The 22,857-nt window shown below is 59.6% G+C and carries 15 protein-coding genes; 10 read left to right on the forward strand and 5 right to left on the reverse strand.

The features are described from left to right. The first annotated feature begins 457 nt into the window (after positions 1-457). From MHY13_RS11020 to purT, 4 genes are all read left to right on the forward strand, one after another. The gene (locus MHY13_RS11020) at positions 458-781 is read left to right on the forward strand and encodes a malonyl-CoA-ACP transacylase (RefSeq protein WP_239283127.1); all 324 of its coding nucleotides are present in this window, start codon (positions 458-460) and stop codon (positions 779-781) included. A gap of 743 nt (positions 782-1,524) precedes the next feature. Beyond that, positions 1,525-7,536 carry a VaFE repeat-containing surface-anchored protein gene (locus MHY13_RS11025; RefSeq protein ID WP_239283128.1) on the forward strand — a complete coding sequence of 2,004 codons (6,012 nt, stop codon included), beginning with the start codon at positions 1,525-1,527 and terminating at the stop codon, positions 7,534-7,536. Positions 7,537-7,691: 155 nt separating this feature from the next. Beyond that, positions 7,692-8,474, forward strand: coding sequence for a class F sortase (locus MHY13_RS11030; protein WP_239283129.1), 783 nt, complete (start codon positions 7,692-7,694; stop codon positions 8,472-8,474). Between the two features lie 202 nt (positions 8,475-8,676). Continuing rightward, positions 8,677-10,029: a formate-dependent phosphoribosylglycinamide formyltransferase gene (purT, locus tag MHY13_RS11035; protein ID WP_239283130.1), complete on the forward strand. Its 1,353-nt coding sequence runs from the start codon at positions 8,677-8,679 to the stop codon at positions 10,027-10,029. Here purT and MHY13_RS11040 read toward each other — a convergent pair. Further along, positions 10,026-10,508 (reverse strand): GNAT family N-acetyltransferase, encoded by a 483-nt coding sequence (locus tag MHY13_RS11040; protein ID WP_239283131.1) that lies wholly within the window; start codon positions 10,506-10,508, stop codon positions 10,026-10,028. The two genes, purT and MHY13_RS11040, sit on opposite strands and share 4 nt — an antisense overlap. Before the next feature lie 3 nt (positions 10,509-10,511). Next, positions 10,512-11,873: an FAD-dependent oxidoreductase gene (locus MHY13_RS11045; RefSeq protein ID WP_239283132.1), complete on the reverse strand. Its 1,362-nt coding sequence runs from the start codon at positions 11,871-11,873 to the stop codon at positions 10,512-10,514. A gap of 228 nt (positions 11,874-12,101) precedes the next feature. Here MHY13_RS11045 and pta point away from each other — a divergent pair, with 228 nt between their 5' ends. From pta to MHY13_RS11060, 3 genes are all read left to right on the forward strand, one after another. Continuing rightward, positions 12,102-13,463: a phosphate acetyltransferase gene (gene pta, locus MHY13_RS11050; protein WP_239194498.1), complete on the forward strand. Its 1,362-nt coding sequence runs from the start codon at positions 12,102-12,104 to the stop codon at positions 13,461-13,463. Continuing rightward, positions 13,464-14,687: an acetate kinase gene (locus MHY13_RS11055; protein WP_238801400.1), complete on the forward strand. Its 1,224-nt coding sequence runs from the start codon at positions 13,464-13,466 to the stop codon at positions 14,685-14,687. Positions 14,688-14,824: 137 nt separating this feature from the next. Next, on the forward strand, positions 14,825-15,271 hold the full coding sequence (locus tag MHY13_RS11060) for a helix-turn-helix domain-containing protein (RefSeq protein ID WP_239283133.1): 447 nt from the start codon (positions 14,825-14,827) through the stop codon (positions 15,269-15,271). A 30-nt stretch (positions 15,272-15,301) separates the two neighbouring features. Here MHY13_RS11060 and MHY13_RS11065 read toward each other — a convergent pair whose 3' ends face one another. Genes MHY13_RS11065 through MHY13_RS11075 form a run of 3 tightly spaced genes read right to left on the reverse strand, consistent with a single transcriptional unit; the run spans position 15,302 to position 20,330 of the window. Further along, positions 15,302-17,875, reverse strand: coding sequence for a serine/threonine protein kinase (locus MHY13_RS11065; protein WP_239283134.1), 2,574 nt, complete (start codon positions 17,873-17,875; stop codon positions 15,302-15,304). Next, on the reverse strand, positions 17,872-18,885 hold the full coding sequence (locus MHY13_RS11070) for a glutamate ABC transporter substrate-binding protein (RefSeq protein ID WP_239283135.1): 1,014 nt from the start codon (positions 18,883-18,885) through the stop codon (positions 17,872-17,874). Before MHY13_RS11070 ends, MHY13_RS11065 begins: the two co-directional genes overlap by 4 nt. Continuing rightward, entirely contained in the window at positions 18,885-20,330 is a 1,446-nt protein-coding gene (locus tag MHY13_RS11075) for a hypothetical protein (RefSeq protein ID WP_239283136.1), read from the reverse strand. The genes MHY13_RS11070 and MHY13_RS11075 overlap by 1 nt, the downstream gene beginning before the upstream one ends. Before the next feature lie 70 nt (positions 20,331-20,400). Between MHY13_RS11075 and MHY13_RS11080 the strand changes: the two genes are divergently transcribed. Genes MHY13_RS11080 through MHY13_RS11090 form a run of 3 tightly spaced genes read left to right on the forward strand, consistent with a single transcriptional unit; the run spans position 20,401 to position 22,703 of the window. Then, positions 20,401-20,895: an NUDIX domain-containing protein gene (locus MHY13_RS11080; protein WP_005329848.1), complete on the forward strand. Its 495-nt coding sequence runs from the start codon at positions 20,401-20,403 to the stop codon at positions 20,893-20,895. 29 nt (positions 20,896-20,924) lie between these two features. Continuing rightward, positions 20,925-21,917 carry an ABC transporter ATP-binding protein gene (locus MHY13_RS11085; RefSeq protein ID WP_239283137.1) on the forward strand — a complete coding sequence of 331 codons (993 nt, stop codon included), beginning with the start codon at positions 20,925-20,927 and terminating at the stop codon, positions 21,915-21,917. Between the two features lie 6 nt (positions 21,918-21,923). After that, complete coding sequence (locus MHY13_RS11090) at positions 21,924-22,703, forward strand: ABC transporter permease subunit (protein ID WP_239283138.1); 780 nt, start codon at positions 21,924-21,926, stop codon at positions 22,701-22,703. Positions 22,704-22,857: the final 154 nt, after the last annotated feature.

A 22,857-nucleotide genomic window follows, 5' to 3' on the forward strand; every position in this document is an offset into this window, starting at 1 on the left:
ACGCCCAGCCCTCTACGACAACGCTATCGACACCGACTACACCCACTCAATCGGCATTCAAAAAGGCCAAATCTAACCCCCGCGACACGCCGAGCCAGACACACATTTTGACCCTTAACCCCTCTAGCACAGCTGAACTGGCTCTCTGCACGATGTTTTTCTAGCCGCCCTAGCAGACAACAAAGGTTCCTATCCCTACCTAGCTCTTGGTCCCCTCTAAGGGATTTAGCCCTAATTGAGCGAAAGCGCCCGTGTACCGCCCCTGAGACGGAGTACGGGCGCTGCGGCATTTCAGTGCCCTTTTAGCTGCTTGCAGAAGCGTCGCATGCCAGCATAGGTTCTTTCCCGTTGAACGCAATCAAAAACTAATATAAAGTTAAGCTTGTTTTAAATGCAGAGAGTTTTTCAGCTTTCGGGGACCCTATTCCCGCGTATTTCTACACAGGGAGTTACTGTAATGATTGTTAAGCTTTTGAGCGGCCTGCTTGCCACCATTATGGGATTCTTCGGCCTGGGCACCCCGGCACAGGAAGCTGCGCCGGCACCTGAGTCAGAGCAGGTTGCTGTTGCTGAGCAGGGCGCCAACGATGACGTGCAGGCTCTTATCGACGCCGCCCATGCCAAGGCCGGCTACGAGTTCATCAGCGTCCGCTACGAGGGCGACACCGCCAATATTGCCCTGAACCCGGAGACCTACAACCCGGACAAGGATGGCGATACCTTTGAGGCAGTTTCCCAGCTCCTGCAGGAAAAGGGCTACCAGGTCACTGCCGTTCTTTAAGGCTTAGTTCATTCCAGGATCCGCACTGCGGCCTCGGTAAAGCATCCGTTTGCCGACGCACGTGCGGATTTTTCTTTGCCCAATTCTCCCTCGACCTTGTGCGAGACCCCTAAGCGTGACTGTGATGACCCTAGGCAGAGTTTTCGCTCACATATGCCTTCTTGAAGGTGAATGGCAATAGGGTTAAGGATTACTACGCCTCCTATGCGCCGAACGTGTGTGCACCCCTATTGAGTGCTCTCCAGTCACACCTGTAACACCAACTTTCTATGGATGGTCCCGGAGTAACCCGAAGAAATTGCACGCAAATCAAACCCTTGAATTTGCACGAAATTAGACAAAACGTAGCGCATAGAAGTGTTCACACGGCTTTTGTCAAAACTAATCGTAGTATTGATTAAGCCATTGGCGTGGCGCCCCGACCTTAGGAAAGGCCTAGGGTACATCGAACATATGTATTTAAAACTAGGTTGACCGTGGAAATAAGCACATCTACCTGTGGGTATGAAATTAGAAATCCTGCATAACGTGCAGTTTTCTAAAACTTTCTGGCTGGCGCTTTAAATTTTCCCGTGATATTATGCTGAGAGCACAATAAGAGTTAATTCAGATTTGGGTTCAGAACCCTGATTAACTGGAGTGTGTTCAAGTCTCAATTTCAGGTTCTGCTCAGCGAAAACATTCGCTGTACAGGAAAACGAATGTAAGTATTTGTACCGCTCGAAGAGGAAAGAATGAGTAGATTGAAAAACATATCCCGAGAGGGGTGGATGGTCTTTACCGCAGTGCTTGCTGCAATTGCGGTAGTTGCGGCCATGGTCACCGTTCCAGGTGCGAAAGCGGAGGAAAGTAAATTTGGCGTAGAAATGCCGACGCCGAATACTGATCTGTCCGACGTTCATAGTCGCGGCGGTGAAGGTTGGGATGCCTCTTGGGGCAACCTAGTTTGGGCTGGTAAACCGAATACCCCGCAGGACGGAAACCCTTCGCGAAATGGCAATAAGAGCAATAACGTTGGCTGGGCGCTTTGTATCGATCCGGGTCGGCAGACTCCGATGGGTAACAGTCAACCTTATTTGATGGAAAATGCGGATATGCTTCGATTTGATAGCGAGCATATCAACCCAGATTACGAAGATGGCGCCATCTATCTTGCCACTAAGCTGCGCGACGCACTTGATGCAGGTGACAAGGAGACCGTAAAGGAATACTGGGTTTATCTGTCTGCCATCATTGGTGCCCCTGCGGCAGCAGCACAGTCTTTAGCTGTAATTAACGGCACCCTTACTCAAGGCGGCGACCACGCCGAGGGGCAACTGTTTCCCGATTTTCATGGTGATCTGGAGACGTTTACCAAGTTGACTGGGCTGCGGGTTGTTTCGGAAAATCCTGTCAAATTTGAGCGGGACCCAAATATTGATGTTCCAAAAGCACCTAACGGGGCATACATCACTATCGTAGCGCCTAACGGTAAGGCGGAGGGTGCACCTCAGGCTCAGCGTGTTATGCCTGTTGATCAGCCGGGTCTGCCGGATAATCCGGATAACGGTGGCAGCTCCGAGCAGCCGACCACTTCCGACGAGAATACGACCGAAGAGACTACCTCTGAGAATCCGGAAGGGGAGACGTCTTCTAACGAGACGACTACCGAATCTGAGCCGTCTAATACTGAGGAAACCACTCCTAAGGATTCCACTACTGAACCGACCTCTCCTGACGAGACCACCAAGGTGACCGAGCCCACCGCTCCGGTTCCAGGTACTGAAGAGCAGGAGAAGGATCTTAATCCGGAGATTAAGACGGAGGCCAAGATCAAGGATGGCGACCGTGTAGAGAAGGGCGCCACGGTTATTGACACTGTGACGTATAAGGACCTTGTTCCGGGTAAGAAGTACACCCTGAAGGCAAAGCTGATCTCTAAGGCAGATGGCAAGACCGAACTGGGTGAAGGTTCTGCGGTACTGGTTCCGGAAGAGTCCGCCGGTAAAAAGGACGTTGAGATCACCGTCAACGACAAGGCAGATCCTGCTGTTGACGCTGCGGTTGCCTTCGAGAAGCTTGTATCTACCGAGGTAGACAAGGACGGCAACGAGACCACCGGCTCCACCGATGAAAACGTGATTGCTACTCACGAAAACATTAACGATGAGAAGCAGACCGTTAACACCAAGTGGAACCCGTCTATCAAGACCAAGGCTGACTTTGACAACGCTTCGCAGGTAAAGGCTGGCGTTACTGTCAAGGACACCGTTGAGTACACCGACTTGGTGCCAGGTAAGGAATACACCCTGAAGGCCGAGCTGCGTAACAAGGCTGAGAATGACAAGGGTGAGCACGAGGTCGTCGGAAAGGGCGAAGTAACCTTCACCCCGAAGAAGTCTGCCGGTGAGCAGGTCGTTGATATTAAGGTCAACGACGATGTTGAGGGCGTCATTAAGGCAGCCGTCGCATTCGAGGACCTCTACTCCAAGGAGGTCGATGAGAACGGTAAGGAAACTCCGAACTCTGATGAAGAGAAGAAGATTACCGATCACCGCGACATCGATGATGAGGATCAGACTGTAACCTCCGAGATGGAGCCATCCATCGGCACCAAGGCTGAGAAGGCTAAGGGCGATGAGATCAAGGCTGGCACCGTCATTACCGATAAGGTTAAGTACAACGACCTGGTTGCTGGCAAGGAATACACTCTGAATGCAGAGCTGCGTTCCAAGGTCAAGGATGAGACCACTGGTGACTTCCCGGTAATCGGCCACGGTAAAAAGACCTTCGTACCTGAGACCTCCGAGGGTACGGAGAAGGTAGAGATCACTGTTGATGAGGGTGTTACCGAGGCCGTTGATGAGGCAGTTGCTTTCGAATACCTGACCTCCACTGCTGTCAACAAGGACGGCGAGGATTCCACCACTGGTGAGAAGAATGACATCGCCGAGCACACCAATATCGAGGACGAGGCTCAGACTGTAAAGTCTGACAAGCCTTCCGAGACCACCACTCCGGAGACCGCCACCTCTACCGAGGAGGTTCCGGATGAGCCTGGTCACGGTGGCGAGGGTGAAACCTCTACGCCTTCTTCCTCTGAGGATTCCTCTACCTCGACGACTAGCGAGACCAGCGAGTCTGAGGAGCCGGGTGACTCTGAGAGTGAGAAGCCTTCCGAGTCTGAGGAACCGTCTGAGTCTGAGGCCAGTGAGCCTTCTGAGTCCGAGTCTGTAGAGACCACGTCCTCTGAAGCTTCCGAGACCTCTGAGTCTGACAAGCCTTCGGACGGCGAGTCGACGACCCCGGATAAGCCGACCGAGCCTTCTGAATCGACCGAGCCTAACGAGCCGGGGACCCCTGGTGGCGGCGACGAGAAGGACACCCCGAGGATCTTCACCAAGGCTGAGTTCGGAGATGATTCCCACGAAGTAATCGCTGGAGCTAAGGTCAACGACACCGTTGAGTTCCACAACTTGGTTTCGGGTAAGGAATACACCCTGAAGGCTGAGCTCATCTCCAAGGTGGATGGCAAGACTGTTCTGGGTACCGGTGAGAAGACTTTCACCCCGGATTCTGCTGACGGCGACGTAGTTGTTGAGATCACCGTTAACGATGATGTGACCAAGCCGGTCCAGGCAGCTGTTGCGTTCGAGTACTTGACCTCCACCCAGGTCAACGAGAATGGCGACGATGAGCCGACCGACGAGGACACCCCGAATGACATCGCTAAGCACGATGACATCAACGACAAGGATCAGACCGTAACCTCCAAGCCGCGCATTTCCACCAATGCGGACTTTGCAAACGGCTCCAAGGAAGTTGTTGCTGGTGCTACGGTCATCGACACTGTTGATTACTTCAACCTGATTCCGGGTAAGGAGTACAAGCTCAGTGCTGAGCTGATTTCCAAGAAGGACGGCGAGACCGTTCTGGGCAAGGGCGAGGCTACTGTTAAGCCTGAGTCCGCAAATGGTCAGGCTGAAGTTAAGATCACCGTTTCTGACGACGTGAAGGAGCCGGTTGAGGCTGCGGTTGCGTTTGAAGAACTGACCTCCACCGACGTCAACGACAAGGGTGAAGACACCCCGGATACCACTCCGGAGAAGCCGAACCACATCGCTGAGCACAAGGACATCAACGACGAGAACCAGACCGTAACCTCCCACAAGAACGCGATTGTTTCTACCAACGCGGACTTCGAGGGTGACCTGCGTGAGGTTGTTGCTGGTGCTGAGATTGTGGACCAGGTTTCCTACGAGGGTCTGGTTCCGGGTAAGGAATACTTCCTGGATGCCCAGCTGATTTCCAAGGAGGACGGTAAGACCGTTCTTGGTGAGACCAAGGGTCACAAGTTCACTCCGAAGAGCGCTAATGGCACTGAGGCTGTCACCATCACCGTGAGCGATAAGGTTACTGAGCCGGTTGAGGCTGCAGTTGCCTTCGAGACGCTGACTTCCAAGGTTGTCAATGACAAGGGTGAGGACACCCCTGACAATGACAAGCCGAACGAAATCGGTGAGCACAAGGACATCGATGACGATGATCAGACCGTGACCTCCGAGGATGAGCCGGAGACCTCTGCTCCGGAGACCACCACCTCGAAGGAAGAAGTTCCGGGTACGCCTGGTGACGGCGACGAGACTTGTGAGTCTGAGGAGCCGGGTGACTCTGAGAGTGAGAAGCCTTCCGAGTCTGAGGAACCGTCTGAGTCTGAGTCCAGTGAGCCTTCTGAGTCCGAGTCTGTAGAGACCACGTCTTCTGAGGCTTCCGAGACCTCTGAGTCTGACGAGCCTTCGGATTGCGGTTCGACTACTCCGGAGAAGCCGGGCGAGCCTTCTGAGTCGACCGAGCCTAACGAGCCGGGGACCCCTGGTGACGGCGACGAGAAGGACACCCCGAAGGTGTCCACTAATGCGGACTTCGAGGGTGGCCTGCGTGAGGTTGTTGCTGGTGCCAAGGTTGTGGACCAGGTTTCCTACGAGGGTCTGGTTCCGGGCAAGGAATACACTCTGGATGCCCAGCTGATTTCCAAGGAGGACGGTAAGACCGTTCTTGGTGAGACCAAGGGCCACAAGTTCACTCCGGAGAACGCTAATGGCACTGAGGCTGTCACCATCACCGTGAGCGATAAGGTTACTGAGCCGGTTGAGGCTGCGGTTGCCTTCGAGACGCTGACTTCCACCCAGGTGGATAAGCACGGTGAGGACAACCCGACCGATGAGGACAACCCGAACCCGGTTGGTGAGCACAAGGACATCGATGACGATGACCAGACTGTGACCTCCGAGGACTTTGAGAAGACTCCGAAGATCACCACTAACGCTGACTTCGAGAAGGGTTCTCATGAGGTTGTTGCTGGTGCCAAGATTGTCGATGAGGTTACCTACGAGGGTCTGGTTCCGGGTAAGGAATACACCCTGAAGGCTGAGCTCATTAACAAGAAGGACGGCAAGTCTGTGCTGGGCGAGGGTGAAGCTACCTTCACTCCGGAGAAGTCCAAGGGCATGGTGCCTGTCTCCATCACCGTGAACGATGATGTGAAGGAGCCTGTCCAGGCTGCGGTTGCCTTTGAGGAGCTCACCTCCACCGAGGTCAACGACAAGGGTGAGGAGACTCCGGATACTAATCCGGAGAAGCCGAACCACATTGCTGAGCACAAGGACATCAACGACAAGAACCAGACTGTGCCTAAGGATGAGCCTGGTGAGAAGCCTGGTGAGAAGCCTGGTGAGAATCCGGGTGAGAATCCGGGTGATGAGCCTGGTGAGAAGCCTGGTGAGAAGCCTGGTGAGAACCCGGGTGAGAAGCCTGGTGAGAATCCGGGTGAGAATCCGGGTGAGAACCCGGGTGAGAAGCCTGGTGAGAAGCCTGGTGAGAATCCGGGTGAGAATCCGGGTGAGAAGCCTGGTGAGAACCCGGGTGAAACTACCGAACTGACTGAGCCGTGGATTACCACTAACGCTGACTTCGAGAAGGGTTCTCATGAGGTTGTTGCTGGTGCCAAGATTGTCGATGAGGTTACCTACGAGGGTCTGGTTCCGGGTAAGGAATACACCCTGAAGGCTGAGCTCATTAACAAGAAGGACGGCAAGTCTGTGCTGGGCGAGGGTGAAGCTACCTTCACTCCGGAGAAGTCCAAGGGCATGGTGCCTGTCACCATCACCGTGAACGATGATGTGAAGGAGCCTGTCCAGGCTGCGGTTGCCTTTGAGGAGCTCACCTCCACCGAGGTCAACAACAAGGGTGAGGAGACTCCGGATACTAATCCGGAGAAGCCGAACCACATCGCTGAGCACAAGGACATCAACGATGAGGACCAGACCGTAACCTCCCACGAGGTTGAGGGTCAGGAGCCGGGCGACGGCGAATCCTCCCACGGTTCCTCCAAGGACAATAAGTGGTGGCTCATCCTGATTCCGGGCATCGGCTTGGGCAAGATCATCAAGGATCACTTCGACCACAAGGATCATGGCAACCACAACGGTGGCCACGGTGACAACACCGGTAACCACGATGGTGGCAATGGTCACGAGGTCCAGGGTCAGGATGCTCCTAAGGGCGGCAACTCTGACAATGGTCACGAGGACAAGGGTCAGGATGCTCCTAAGGGCGGCAACTCTGACAATGGACACGGCCGTGGCGTCGAGGTCCAGGGTCAGGAACCTGAAGAGACTGGCAACGCACTGCCATCCAACGCCGACCGCGTTGAGATTAAGTCCGTTCCGTCCGGCGCAACCGAGCTTGAGCCGGGTATGCAGGATTACATCAAGTAGTCCATAAGCATCGGTGAGGCGGCCCGCGGGTCGCCCCACCGGGGTTGAGACTTAAACACCAAAAATCCCCTCCAGGGTGTGACTGCACACGCTGGAGGGGATTTGCATATAACCTGCACAAGGTAGACAAATCGAGGAAGTAGAGGAAGCTAGCTATGGGAAAGCACGCGCAACCACAGCAGCCAGAAGACAATGGAATGTCGCAGTATCCGGCGAGTGGGGAAGAAGGGGGCGTCGGCAAGCGGGGCATGGGCCGTGGCAAGCTGATCGCTATTATCGCGGCCATCATTGCGGTGGCGTTGGTCTTGCTGCAGGTAGTGCTGTACCTGGCGCGCGATGATGAGGATGAGGCCGGCTCGGCGCCGGAGACGGTGGCCAGCGAGAGCGCCTCGGAGGAATCCGGGCCGAAGTCCGATGCCTTCGTGGATGATTCGGGCCAGCAGGAGCACGAGTATGAGGCCGCGCCTGGTGAGTTCAAGGGCTTTGAGGGCATGTCCGTGGGCATCGATGGCGAATATGCGGCCGTAGACCCCGTACAGGTCACGGACCAGGGCGTGCTGTTGCCGCCACACGACGTCACCCGCGTGGGCTGGTACTCCGCCTCCGCTGTGCCTGGTGAGCCGGGCAACGTGGGCTCGAGTGTGATTACCGGCCACATTAACTACCAGGGCCAGGGCACTGGTTATGCGGAGAAGTTCACGAAGCTGAAGAAGGGCCAGGAATTTACCGTGGTCATCGACGGCCAGGAGCGCACTTTCCGCGTGACCGAGGCGCCGTACCGCCTGCCTAAGGGCTCCGGATTCCCGGATGTGGTTAACGATAAGGAAGGCGAGAACCGTCTGGTTCTCATTACCTGTGGCGGCCAGTTCGTTGGTGGCGCACTGGGTTATGAGGACAACATCATTACCGTGGCGGAGCCGGTAGGCGAGCCAGAGTAGCCCGCCGAGCAGCCGGCAGGGGAGGCACCGGCTGAGGCACCTGCAGCCTAGGCTGAAACTCCTACGGCGCCCTGTGGAATTGCCCACAGGGCGCCTTCGCCTATCCGGCTCACCTGGCATGTAGGTGGTGGGGTTGGGGCCTAAATATGAAATAATTTAAGGCAGTAAACGCCGCTGCCTGCGGCTTAGAAGGAGCATTTTCATGGATAATCCAGGCGAGATCGCCGGTCATATTGGCACGCCGCTGACCAGCAATGCCACCAAGGTATTGCTGCTGGGCTCGGGCGAGCTGGGCAAGCAGCTGGCCATGTCCTTCCAAAACCTGGGCTTGGAGGTCCACGCGGTGGACTCGTATGCGGGCGCGCCGGCGCACCAGGTGGCGCAGTATAGCTACGTCGCCGATATCAAGGACACCGGGCGCATCCTGCAGCTGGCCCAAGAGATTCAGCCGCATTTTGTGGTTCCAGAGGTAGAAACCGTTGCGGTAGAAGCGCTGGAGGAGATGGAAGCGCATAGCGACGCCATCGTGGTCCCCTCCGCCCGCGCCTGCGCCATGACGCAGGACCGCCAGTGCGTGCGCGAGGTGGCGGAGAATATCGGGCTGCCGGTTTCCGCGTATCGCTTTGCTAGCTCCGTGGAGGAGCTCGAGGAAGCGGTGGGGGAGCTGGGCTTTCCGTGCATTATTAAGCCGGATGTGTCCACCTCCGGCAAGGGCCACATGATTGCTCGCGATGAGGAGGATGTGCGCACCGCGTGGGAGACCGTGCGGCGCGTGTCCTCGGATTCGCAACGCGTGGTGGCCGAGCGCTTCGTGGACTTTGACCTTGAGGTCACCCTGCTGGCTATTCGTTCCATTGATCCGGCCACGGGCAAGTTGGCTACGTGGTTTAGCGAGCCCATCGGCCACCGCCATGAGCGCGGCGACCTCGTGGAGGAGTGGCAGCCTACCGGCATGAGCGAGATCGCGCTGGAAAACGCACGCTCGGTGGCCGCGCGCATTTCTAATGAGTTGGGCGGGCGCGGCGTGTACTGCGTGGAGCTCTTCGTTGCGGGCGATGACGTGTACTTTTCCTCCGTCTCCCCGCGGCCCTCGGATACGGCGATGCTGACCTGCTATACGCAGCGTTTTTCCGCCTTCGACCTGCATGCGCGCGCGATTTTGGGCTACCCCATCGACGCCACCCTGGTCACCCCGGGCGCCAGCGTGGTCATCCACGCGGACGAGGAGCTGAATGAGGTTGCCTATACCGGCATCGCCGCGGCCCTCAATTACGCAGAGACGGATGTGAAGCTCTTTGGCAAGCCCGGGGCCTACAAGGGCCGTCGCATGGGCTTGGTGTCTGCCACCGCGGAAAGCGCGGAGGAGGCACGCGACCGCGCAGCACTAGCGGCGCACAAGATTGAGGTGACCTCCACGCCGGGTCTTTTGGCCCAGGGCGGTGCGCGCGGCATCGAGCCGGAGGCGGATAACGTCCCCGATATCGAGGTCGTGGAATACGAGGGCGGCGTGGAGCTCGACCCGAAGCTTGCCTCCGGCGTGGATGACGCCGACTAGGAAGCGGGGCGCAGCATCGGCTGGTGGGGGACTCCCTCGTCGTCGAATAGCTCGCCTACCGGAGTAAAGCCAAAGCCGGCGTAATAGTCCACGAGGCCGGCCTGCGCCTCCAGGTAGAGCGGCTGGCCCGGGTGCATGCGCTCGCCTAGGTCGACGGCCGCTTGGAAGAGTTCGCGGCCGAGGCCCGTGCCGCGCGCGGCGGGCGCGAGTGCGAAGCGGCCGATTTGGGCGCCGGCGGCGTCGGCAAGCGCGGCGTCAGTGGGCGCGGCCGGAAAGACGCGGGCCGTGCCGAGCAGCTCGTCGGTGTCCGCGTCCCAGGCCAGCAGGTGCACGGTCTGGGGGTCGGCGTCGGTGGCGTCAATCTCGGCGTACGGGCTGCGCTGCTCGTGCACAAAGACATCCACCCGCAGCTTGTAGAGGTGGTGGACGTCCAAGGCTGCCAGTTGGCCCAAGGGCGCGGCGGAAATGAAATGCGGCATGGGCTAGGCCTGCGGGCCGGCGTGCTTGACCATCTCGTCCCACTCAACGATCTTGATGCGCTCGCGGCCGTGCGGTTCACCGGCGGCGCGTTCGGCGGCATCCAGGCGGTGCCAGCCTTCCCAGGTGGTCACGGCGATATCGCGGGAGGCCAAGAAGTCTAGGATGTCCTGCGGATCGCGCTTGGTGGCAGGCTCCAAGTCGCCTGCCTTGTAATCGGCGATGAGCATGGTGGTGGTGTCCTTGGCATCGGACTTGGTATTGCCAATCAGGCCCACTGGGCCGCGCTTAATCCAGCCGGTGGTGTAGAGGCCAGGCAGCTTTTCGCCGTCGACATTGGCCAACACGTGGCCGCCGTCGTTGGGCATGGTGGCCTGGGTCTCGTCGAAAGGCACGCCGTCGACGGACTGCGGGTGGTAGCCTACCGCGCGGTAGACGGCCTGCACCGGCCACTCGGTGAACTTGACGGTACCGGTTACGGAGCCATCGCCATTGAGCTCGGTGCGCTCGGTCTTGATGGCGGTGACGTGCCCGTCCTCGCCCAATACCTCTACCGGGGACTCGAAGAAGTGGATGTAGAGCTTGTGCGGGGCATCGCCCGGCTCGCGCATGGCGTAAGACTCGAGGGTCTGGCACACCAGGTCGGTGGACTTGGCGGCGCGGCGGGCCTCCTCGGAGGCGGCGTCATACTCGATGTCCTCGGGGTTGACGATGACCTCGATGGTCGGGGACTCGTCCAGCTCCTTGAGCTCCTTCGGCGTGTACTTAGCCTGCGCCGGGCCGCGGCGGCCGAAGACGTGGACCTCCTTGGCACGGTTCTTCTTCAGCGCCTCATAAACGTTATCGGGGATCTCCGTCACGAGCAGCTCGTCCGCGGTCTTAGCCAGGATGCGGGAGACGTCGAGGGAGACATTGCCCACACCAACCACGGCGACGGACTCTGCGGAGAGATCCCAATCGCGTTCGAAGTTGGGGTTGCCGTCATAAAAGCCCACGAATTCGCCGGCGCCATGGTTGCCCTTGAGATCCTCGCCCGGGATGCCCATGCGCTTATCGGCGGTAGCACCGGTGGCGAAGATGATGGCGTCATAATACTCGCGCATCTCCTCGACGGTGATGTCCTTGCCCACCTCGATATTGCCCAGGAAGCGGATCTCTTCCTTTTCCATAACGTTGTGCAGGGACTGCACGATGCCCTTAATACGCGGGTGATCCGGTGCCACGCCGTAGCGGATCAAACCGAACGGCGTCGGCATCTTTTCAAAAAGATCGATCTGCACATCGAGGTCGGATTTCACTAGAAGGTCAGAGGCGTAAATGCCTGCCGGGCCGGAGCCGACCACGGCGACGCGCACTGGGGTAGTCATGTGCTTAGGGTGTCCTTTCTTTCGTTGTGCTGCATATTCTACGCGGTCACTATGCGATAAAAACCACAGCGTTACTAACCCCAGTTTAGGGAGGTCACGATGGGGCATAGGAGGGGGTAAATCGCGTACAGTGGAATAGTCACCGCGTGTTAATAACTGTGATGGCTGACATGAAGTTATGACACGCGTTAATTGTGTTCAAGTGACCGTGACTGAAAGGTAAATTGCATGTCTGCATCCCATTCCGCAGTTATTAGCGCTATCGGCCGTGGCTTCGATGGCCTCGACGTGCCCGCCTTGGCTAAAGACCTAGGCGCGGAGCTCATCCGCCTCGAAGACTTCGATGCCACCGTCGCCGCCGTACTTGCTGAGGCTCCCGCCGCTGAGAACATCGTGGCGCAGGGCACCGGCGATATCGCCTTCGATGCTGAGGTAGCTGCCGCCCTTGGCCTGCCGCTGGCCATCATTTCCGGCGCCCCGCAGCGCACCGGCGAGCTTGCCCAGCACAATGCGGAATCCCTGGGGGCTACCGTCGCTGGCATCTTCACCGATCTGGAAGCGGTTCCGGGCGCACTTGCTGCGCTTGGCGACGTCTCCCCGGTCATGTCCGCAGACCTCTTCCAGAAGCAGCTCATTGACCAGGCCCGCGCCGCCGGTTCGCACATCGTTCTGCCAGAGGGTGACGATGACCGCATCCTCGAGGCAGCCCACGTGGTGCTGCGCGATAAGGTTGCCAAGCTGACCATTCTGGGCAACGAGGCTGATATCAAGGCCCGTGCCGAAGAGCTCAAGCTCGACCTGGCTGGTGCCGAGATCATCAACCACCTCGAGTCCCCGCTGGCAGAGGAATTCGCTGCCGACTTTGCCGAGCTGCGCAAGAAGAAGGGCGTTACCCTCGAGCAGGCTCGCGAGACGATGAAGGACATCTCCTACTTCGCCACCATGATGGTGCACAAGGGCTTGGCCGATGGCATGGTTTCCGGTGCTGCTCACACCACCGCCCACACCATCAAGCCTTCCTTCCAGATCATCAAGACCAAGCCGAATGCTTCCGTGGTCTCCTCCATCTTCCTGATGGTCATGCGCGGCCGCCTGTGGGCCTTTGGTGACTGCGCCGTCAACCCGAACCCCACCGCTGAGCAGCTGGGCGAGATCGCCATCGTTTCCGCACAGACCGCCTCCCAGTTCGGCATCGATCCACGCGTGGCCATGCTGTCCTACTCCTCCGGCACTTCCGGTTCCGGCCCGGACGTTGACCGTGCAGTGGCCGCCGTCGAAGCCGCTAAGAAGCTGGATTCCTCCGTCAAGGTGGATGGCCCACTGCAGTTCGACGCCGCCTGCGACCCAGGCGTTGCGGCTAAGAAGATGCCGAACTCCGAGGTGGCCGGCAAGGCAAACGTCTTCGTCTTCCCGGATCTTGAGGCCGGCAATATTGGCTACAAGACGGCACAGCGCACCGGCGGCGCGCTCGCCGTGGGCCCGATCCTGCAGGGCCTGAACAAGCCGGTTAACGATCTGTCGCGTGGCGCGACCGTTCCGGACATCATCAACACCGTTGCAATCACCGCTATTCAGGCTGGAGAGAAATAAATGTCATACGTTCTGGTCCTTAACTCAGGTTCTTCCTCCGTTAAATTCCAGCTGGTCGATCCCGAGTCCAGCGCCACGGATACGCCGCTGGTCTCTGGTCTGGTCGAGCAGGTTGGCGAGCCCCTCGGTGCCGTCACCGTCAAGACCGGTGGCGAGAAGTACAAGGAAGAGCTGGAAATCCCTACTCACTCCTTCGGCCTTGAGCGCGCTTTTGCCATCATGAGCGAGCACAACGTTGGCCCGACCGACGTGGATGTTATCGCCGTTGGTCACCGTGTTGTTCACGGCGGCCGCCTCTTCTCCGAGCCGCAGCTCATCGTGGACCAGATTGAGTCCATGATTGAGGACCTCATTCCGCTGGCTCCGCTGCACAACCCGGCCAACTTGGATGGCATCCGGGTGGCCCGCAAGATGCTGCCGGATATTCCGCATGTTGCCGTCTTCGATACCGCGTTCTTTAACACCCTGCCGCCGGCAGCTGCGCTGTATGCCATCAATAATGAAGTGGCATCCAAGTACGATATCCGTCGCTACGGCTTCCACGGCACCTCTCACGAGTTCGTCTCCCAGCAGGTACCAGCCCTCTTGGGCCGCGACCCGATGCACACCCACCAGATCACCCTCCACCTGGGCAACGGTGCTTCTGCTGCGGCTATCCGCAATGGCCGCGCCATCGATACCTCGATGGGCCTGACCCCGCTGGCTGGTCTGGCTATGGGTACCCGTTCCGGTGACATTGACCCGGGCATCATCTTCCACCTCGTCCGCCAGGCGGGCATGAGCGTGGATGAGATTGATAATCTGCTCAACAAGCAGTCCGGTGTCAAGGGTATCTCTGGCGTTAACGACTTCCGTACGCTGCGCGAGCGCATCGACAACGAGGACCAGGACGCTTGGCTGGCTTATAACATCTACATCCACCAGCTACGCCGCTTCATCGGTTCCTACATGATTTCCTTGGGCCGCGTGGACGCCATCACCTTTACCGCCGGTGTGGGCGAGAACGATACCGAGGTCCGTCAGGATTCCCTGTACAACCTGGATATGTACGGCATCCACTTTGATAAGGAGCGCAACCTGGTTCGTTCCGACCAGCCGCGCATGATCTCCACCGAGGATTCCCCGGTTAAGGTCTTTGTCGTTCCGACCAACGAGGAGCTGGCTATCGCTCAGAAGTCCGCCGAAATCGCCGCAATGGCGCGTGAGGCTGGCCTCTACAAGTAAAGATTCTCACGTCCAGTTAGAAGCTGGAATGTGAACGAGAGGCGTGCGATCCATAAGGGATCGCACGCCTCTTTTTTATCTCTGAACCTAGTACAGCAAGCGTTTCGTTTATTTCGTTTATTCTGTAGGGTGGGGGTATGAAGGACTTACAAAATGGCGGGACAACTCGGGATACCAGCCCAGCGGAAGAGGCTTTATTAAGGCTCAATTCTGTGTTGGAGGCAGAAGATTCACCGGCACCAGTGGATATATTCGTGCAAGGAACCGAGCAAACAATCGCAATTCCGCGAGAGATCGCCGAAACCCTGCAGAAAGTTCTCGCCATTGAAGCGGCAGGGAAATCGATCCGCGTAGTGCCCGAGGAATCCGAATTCACCACGCAACAGGCAGCAGACTTTCTCAATGTTTCGCGGCCACACGTTGTAAAGCTCATTGATGAAGGGAGCCTTCCCGGCTACAAAGTTGGGTCCCATCGTCGTGTGAGGCGTGCGGATCTGCAGAAATACAAGAATGAAAGAGATGCCCGTCAGCGCCGTGCCGTAGCTGAATTGACGGCCTTATCGGAGGACCTGGAGCTTTATTAGTGGGGCGGCTGTACGGGGCCTGTGTAGCGATTAGAAGGTAGTGACCGGGCGGACCTGGTTGGCTAGGTCAACGAGTGCGTAGCGGTGGCGGCTAAACGGTGCTTGGCGCGCGAGGGCGCGGAGTGTCTCGGAGAGGCCGGTGCGCAGGCCACGCTGGGTAAAGGCGTATTCGAAGAGGTCGTTGGGGGAAGCGGCTCGCGAGAGATCGGCATTGCGCAGGAAATTGAGGCCGGCGGAGATGACGGCGATCTTGATCTGGAGGAAGCGCGGCTCGTTGGTGGGGACCTCTTCGAGGCGTCGGGCGGCGCGGCGAATGCGGGATTCGGAGAGGTCGTGAACGATGAGCTGGAGGATCGTCGTCAAGCGGGCCATGCGATAGTGGCGCGAGGCATTGGGGACCTTGTCGAGGACCACGACGGCTACCTCCACCTGGCCCTCGGAGCGCAGCTGGCGGGCGAGGCCAAAGGAAGAGGAGACGGTGGTGGGATTGGTGGACCACACAATGCCGTAGAGGCGCATGGAGTTAAAGCGCAGCGCAGCCGGATCCTGGGTGACGTGGTTCCAGATTTCCGGCTGGCCCTCAAAGGCGGAGTTGGGGAGATCGGCCAGCGTGGAATGCATATTGGAGCAGGCGCGGGCCACGGTGGGGTCAATAAGCGCGGTATCGCTGTAGTCCAGCTGCTGCAGAATGAGTTCATTGATGGCGGCGATGGCGAGCTTGGGCGCCGCCTCGCCCGGCAGAAGATCGAGGACGGTGGAGAAGTATTTCTGGGCGTCGCGGTAGTCGTCGTGAAGCAGCTCGGTGATGCCGGCGTACCACTGGAAACGCCAGTCGCGGCCGAGGCGGTCCTCGATGGAACTCAGCCACTGGCGGGCTTGGCCGGTATAGCCTAGGTCGATCATGGAGCGCACCACGCCCAGCGGGATTTCGGCCGAGTGCTCGTACTCGGGGGTCTGCATGGCCTGGCGGAGGGTCTCCAGGGCCTCCTGTGGCTCCGCATAGGAAGCGCCCTGCAGCAGGCCGGCACCCACGTCATCGCGGTCTAGCAGCGGGGTAGGCAGGGCGGAGACGACCTCGGGGGCGGTGATTTGGACGGTGCGATCGATGCCGTCGATAAGCTGATCCGTGCGAAACACCAGGTGCTTGGTGCCAAAGGTGGTACGTTGCGGCGAGAACAGCGAGTGCTGGGATGGGTACTGCAGGCCGTCGCGGATGGCAATGACCTCGCGCAGCACGCCGTAGAGCTGGGTGCGTAGCTCCTTGATGGAGGTAAAGCGGCGCTCCGGATCCGGGTCGGTGGCGCGCTGCAGCAGGCGGTAGAGCGATAGGAAGCGGCGCAGCTCCGGCTCCTCGGTCGGGGTGGGAATGCCCGGCAGGTAGACGCCGTCCTCGGTGGGCAGCTTGAGGCAGAGCGAGGCCAGGGTGCGGCCGATGGTGTAGATATCGCTGGCGACGGACGGGCCCTCGGTGGCCACTTCCGGGGCCTGGTAGCCCTTGGTGCCGTAGATATAGCCAAACGCGCCAATTCCGGAGACCGCGCCCAGGTCAATGAGCTTGACCTGGTCCTCGGTGACGATGATGTTATCGGGCTTTAAGTCGTTATAGACCACCCCGCGCGAATGCAGGTACTCCAGCGCGGGCAGGACTTCCAAGATATAAGCAATGGCGATATCGACCGGCAGGAGCTTATCCGGCTGCTTTTTGCGCCTGCTTCTTAGCGACGGCCCGCCGACATACTCCATGACAATAAAGCCACCGGGCACCCGGGCGTCATCGATGAAATTGAAAATCTTGACGATGCCAGGGTGGGTAATATCGGCGAGGAATTCGCGTTCTGCCACCGCAGCGGCGGTTTCATCGGCCGATTTTTGAGCCTGCATACCTTTGAGGACCACCACTCTTCCGGAGACAAAGTGATCATTGGCCAGGTAAATCCAGCCCATGCCGCCGTGGGCGATAACGCCCAAGATTTCGTACTGTCCGGCCACCATGTCACCGGGCTGTAGCTGTGGTGGCGGAATCTTCTTGCCTGAAGATTCCTCGGTGGGGTCAATGAGCGCATCGGTGGGCTCGGCCGGGGTGATAAACGGCAGGCGCACCATGCCATCGGCCACGCGGCGTTCGGCGCGGTGGGTGCCGCGGCGTTCGCGGAAGGTATCGAGCGCGCGACGGCGCGAGCGCTGCGAGGAGTCTTCTTGGGATTTTTGGACGCGCTGTTGTTCGCGTTGGGCGCGGATATTATCCAGATCCGCCAGAAGGCTGGAGATGTGGTCTGGGTCGATGGAACCATCGCCGTCCTCGTCTTCGTCCGCAAACGGGTCGAAAGCAACCGCAGAAGTGCCGGCAACATCGCCGGGCTCATCCTTGGCGGCGAAGGGGTCGAAGGCCACGGCCGCAGTGCCCTCTTCGTCTTCGTCCGAAAAGGGGTCGAAAGCAACGGCGGCGGTGGTGGGGCCATCATCCAAGGGGGCATCGTCCAGCGCATCCGGCTCCTGCGCGGAGTTGGCGGCGTTGGTGGGCTGGCGGAAGGCGCGCTGGGTATCGAGGTTTTCGGGCTCGATGTACTCGAGCTCGTCGTCGCTGAAGTTTGGGTTATGGCTCATGGCTTAGCGTCCTCCTCGATGTACTTGCCAGCCGGCAGGGTGGGCTCTTCCAGGTAGGCGCCGAGCCACTCCTCAAAAATGGAAGACCAAGTGCCGTCGCGGCGGATGCGTTCGAGCGTGGAATTTACTTGGCGCAGCAGCGGGCGGGTGTCCTGCTGCTTGCTGGGGCGGCGCACGGCCACGCCGTAGTTCTCGGTCTCTAGCGGCTCGCCCACGATGGAGGTATAGGAGTCTTGGGCGGCCATGCCGGAGAGCAAGGCATCATCGACGACGATGCCATCGGCCTGGTTGAGCTGTAGGGCCATCAGGCAATCGCCCCAGGAACGGGTAACCAAGATATCGGACTTGGGGGCGTGTTCGCGGATGGTTTCCAGCGCGGTGGACGCGCCCACACCGCATAGGGTCTTACCGGCGGCGTCCTTCACGGACTTAATGCCGGAATTGGTAAGCACCAGCATGCGGGTTTGGGTGCTCATATAGGGAATGGAAAAGGCCACGTCGCGCTCGCGTTCCGGGCTAATGGTCATGGTGCGCACAATCATGTCCACCGCGCCGGAATTGAGGGCATCGACGCGGTCGGAGGATTCCACGAAGCGGAAGTCCACCTTATTGGGATCGCCAAAGATATCGCGGGCAATCTCGCGGGCGATGTCCACCTCGAAGCCGCGCACGTCGCCGGAGGCGGCATCGCGGTAGCTCATCAAGTTATTGGAACGGTCCACGCCCACGATGAGACGACCGCGCTTGACGATGTCCGGCACCCGCTCCTTCGCCTTCTTATCGTCCGGGCGGTAGCTGCCCTTAATCTCTTCCTCAGAGGCGCGTTGCGCGGCGGTGGAGCCGGCCTTTTCAACCTTCGCTCCTTCCGGCAGCGGCGGGCCCGGCCGAGAATCGAGGGCGCGTTCGGCGGGCGCCTCCAGTGGCGGGGTGGAGCGAACATCGCAAGACGCTAGCGGCAGCGCGGCGCAGACGCAGGCAAGCGCGGCGAGGACGAGGCGGGGGCGGCGCATTAGAGGTACTCCTGCAGTCGGGGGCGGATGCCCAGCCACACGGCAATAATGGCGCACAAGGTCAGCAGGAACACGGCCGAGGACACCGCAGTCATGGCGGTCAGGCCGCGTTCCAAGTAGCTGCGCATGGCGATGCGCGCCTGGCCAATGAGATCCGAAAGCTCCGCGTCGAGCTCGTCATAGGAACGCGCCGCGGTCATCTCGCCATCCTTGGGCTCGGTGGCCGTGGCCTGGTAGATGGCCTCGTCATAGTCGCCGTCCTTGAGCGCACCCATGAGTTTGTCGTGGGTACCGCGCCACTGCTCGGCGGCCGCCCGGGCGCTGTGGATGAGTTCTGGGTCGGTGACCTCCACGTCCTCATCATTGAGCGCTTCCTCATAATCCTCCAGGGCCCCTTCGATGGAGTTGATGGAGCTGGAAAAGCGCACCATCGAATCCTCCTCGGAGGAGCGCAGCACTAGCGCCAGTGTCTCGGAGGTGCGTGCCTGCTGGGCCTCAATCCGCGAGGCCGTCAGCGAATCCCACGGGCGGGAGGCCGTCTCAAAGCCCTGGTGGCCGGTGGACCAGGTGGCGAGGTTGGATAGCGCCACCCAGGAGATGGCCAAGAAAAGCAGCACACTGGCAGTTAAGAAGCCGCGGTTAAAACGCCGGCGGGTCTGGCGCCACAGCCACCATTGGGCCACGGCTAGGAAAAAGAGCGCCGCCAAGAGGCCGGAGAGCGGCACCCACTGCGGCGAGGTGAGCTTTTGTTGTTGCTGATTCACCTTGGCAGTGGTCAGCTGGAATAGCTCGGAGGCAGCCGGCAGAATACGCTCGCGCATGAGCGCCGAGGCATTGGACATATAGGAATTGGCCACCGCATTGCCCGCCCGGTGGTTGGCGCGGGCCTTTTCCACCATTGCGGTATAAACGGGCAGCTCCCGTTGGATAAAGGTCACCAGCTCGCGCACGCGACCATCCTCTTGGGTGGTGCCCAGCACGGATTCGGTGGCCGCTACGGAAGCGGCATCGATGGCCTCGTTATAACTATCGCGGTTTTCCTCTGATTCCACGCCGGCCTGCACGAAGCCGGTGGTGGCCACGGTATCGGCCACTGAGAGCGAACTATAAAGGTGGTGCGCCGCGTTTGACATCGGCTCAGTGGTGCTCAGCAGCTCGTCTAGGTCGGAGTGGCGGGCGGCGGAAGACTGGGACATCGATAAGCCGGCGGCGCCTAGGGCAACGGTGAGAATGAGCGTGACCGTAAATAGCTTGCCTGGGGTGGTGGAGGCGAAGTAGTAGAAGCGGCGCAGCAGGCGCGCCGGGCCCGCGAACCATTCCATGGCGCGGCTACTGAGCCCGCTGAAGGCCGGGCCGGTGGGCGCGGTGACCTCATCGAGCCAGTGATCGCTCGGGTGAGCGTGCTCGTCATGCACGCTTTCTGCCCGGACTGCCTGCTCGGTCATTCACTTAGAATAGCGCCCGCAGTGTGCTGGGCGCCACCATATACCCGCGTGTGTGGCTAGGATAGGCAGCATGCATAACCCTCACAGTGGAGACGGCTGGGCGGCAGGCCCCGGCGGCATTCGCGTCTGGGGAAAATTTGGTGCCGCCGGCCTGTTCCTCGTCGCCGGGCGCAAGGTGCTCCTCCAACACCGCGCCGCGTGGACCAACCACGGCGATACCTGGGGGATTCCGGGTGGCGCCCGCGATTTTACGGAGACGCCCACCCAGGCCGCGCTGCGTGAAACCCATGAAGAATGCGCGATTGCACCCCAGGACGTAGAGGTGCTCGATGCGCGAGTAACGGCCGGGCCCTATCCCGCGGCGGGGGATCTGCCGGGGGAGTGGACCTACACCACCGTCCTAGCACGCACGCGCACCGGCGCACCGCTTCCTACCACAGCTAATGAAGAGTCCTATGAGCTGCGCTGGGTGCCTTTTGAAGAGGTAGAAAGCCTCCCCCTTCTGGCCGCCTTCCGCCACGCCTTTCCCACCCTGCGGGAGAGCGTGGAGGCATTAAACAGGTAAAGTTGCCGGATTTATGGCACGCTAGTGCCATGATCGAAGTAGAAGGACTGACTAAACAATATAAGTCTGTCCGCGCCGTTGATGATCTCACCTTTCAGGTAAAACCCGGCATGGTCACCGGGTTCCTGGGTCCCAATGGCGCGGGCAAATCCACCACCATGCGCATGATCCTGGGCTTGGACACGCCGACGGCCGGCAGGACGCGCATCAACGGCAAGCACTACCACGAGCTGAAGGAGCCCCTGCGTGAGGTAGGCGCCTTGCTCGATGCCAAAGCGGTGCACCGCAACCGCAGCGCCGCCAACCACCTGAAATGGATTGCGCAGTCCAACGGCATTTCTACTTCCCGCGTTGACGAGGTCTTGGGGCTGGTAGGGCTTTCCGACGTCGCCGGTAAGAAGGTCGGCGGCTTCTCCCTCGGCATGGGCCAGCGCCTGGGCCTAGCCGGCGCGCTGCTCGGTGACCCCGGCATCCTCATCCTGGATGAGCCGGTCAACGGTCTCGACCCGGAAGGCATCCGCTGGGTCCGCCAGCTCGTGCGCGCCCTAGCCGATGAAGGCCGCACCATTTTGATTTCCTCCCACCTGCTCTCGGAGATGTCTCAGACCGCCGATCACCTCGTGGTCATTGGTAAGGGCCGCCTAGTGGCGGACCAGCCCACCTATGACTTTGTGAAGGACCACTCGCAGTCCTCTGTGCTGGTGCGCTCCGACCATCTCGATGCCTTTAGCTCCGCGCTGCGTGCCGAGGGCATCGCCTTTACCGAGTCCACCGACGAGGAAGGCCGCCCCCGCCTGGTGATTTCCAACCAGACCACCGATTTTGTGGGCCAGCTGGCTTACTCCACCGGGGTGCCGCTTAATGAGCTCAGCCTCAAGCGCGCCTCCTTGGAGGATGCCTTCATGGAGCTTACTGGCGACGCCGTCCAGTACCACGGCTCCACCGGCGCCCCCAACCCGGGCATCGCTGGCACCGCTGGCGCCGCCACTCCGTTCGCTCGACCCACCCAGCAGGAGGTTTAATTCGCCATGCTGAATACCTTGAAGTCCGAATGGACCAAGCTGCACACCACCCGCTCCTTCTGGTGGACCACCTTCATATTCCTCTTCTTTGTGTGGGGCTGGGCTATCTTGAATGCTCGCCTTACCCAACCGGCAGAAACCCCCGAGGATGCAGCGTTGGGCATGGATGTTATCACCCCGGATGGCGCGGTGTCTGTTCTTTTCGGCCTCGGCCTGCCCGTGCTCATGATCCAAGCCATCATGATCGTGACCACCGAGTACCGCTACGGCACGCAGACCATCACGTTTATGGCTACCCCGCGCCGCTGGTCGGTGGCCTTGGTCAAGCTGCTCATGTACGCGGTTATCGCGGCCGCGCTGACCTTCATCGCCGTGGCGGGCGCCTACCTGCTTACCGAGCTTTTTGCCCACGATGAGGTAGCCGCGCAATTCCACCCTTGGGACGATGAGATGGGACAAAAGCAGCTGTGGAAGTACCCCCTAGCCGCCGCGCTCCTTGTCCTCTTCGCACAAGGCCTAGGCCTGCTGCTGCGTTCGACGGCTGGTGCTGTGGCTATCGGCCTCATCCTCTTCCTCGGCGTGGATAATCTTGTGGCCAGCATCCCCAAGGTTGGTAGCAAGCTGGTTAACTTCATGCCGTTCAAGTCTTTCCAGTCTTGGCTTTGGGAGATAGATCCGGTGGATGCTCCGTGGAAGGAATCCTGGGGATTCTGCCTGGTATTTATTGCCTGGGCCGTTATCCTGTGGGGCCTCGGTGTCCTCTTGTTGCAAAAGCGCGACGCCTAAGCGGCTCTAACGCACAGCACCGCCCCGGATGGCTGAACTGCTCCCCATTAGTTGGACTGAGAAATCAGTTGCCAACAACTAGTGGGGAGCATTTTCTTTGAGAGCACGTAGTTCGCTGAGTGAAGTTCAGCGTGAGCAGTTAGTGGAGCTTTTC

This window comes from Corynebacterium sp. ACRPE (assembly GCF_022347435.1).
GTDB classification, from domain to species: domain Bacteria; phylum Actinomycetota; class Actinomycetes; order Mycobacteriales; family Mycobacteriaceae; genus Corynebacterium; species Corynebacterium tuberculostearicum_D.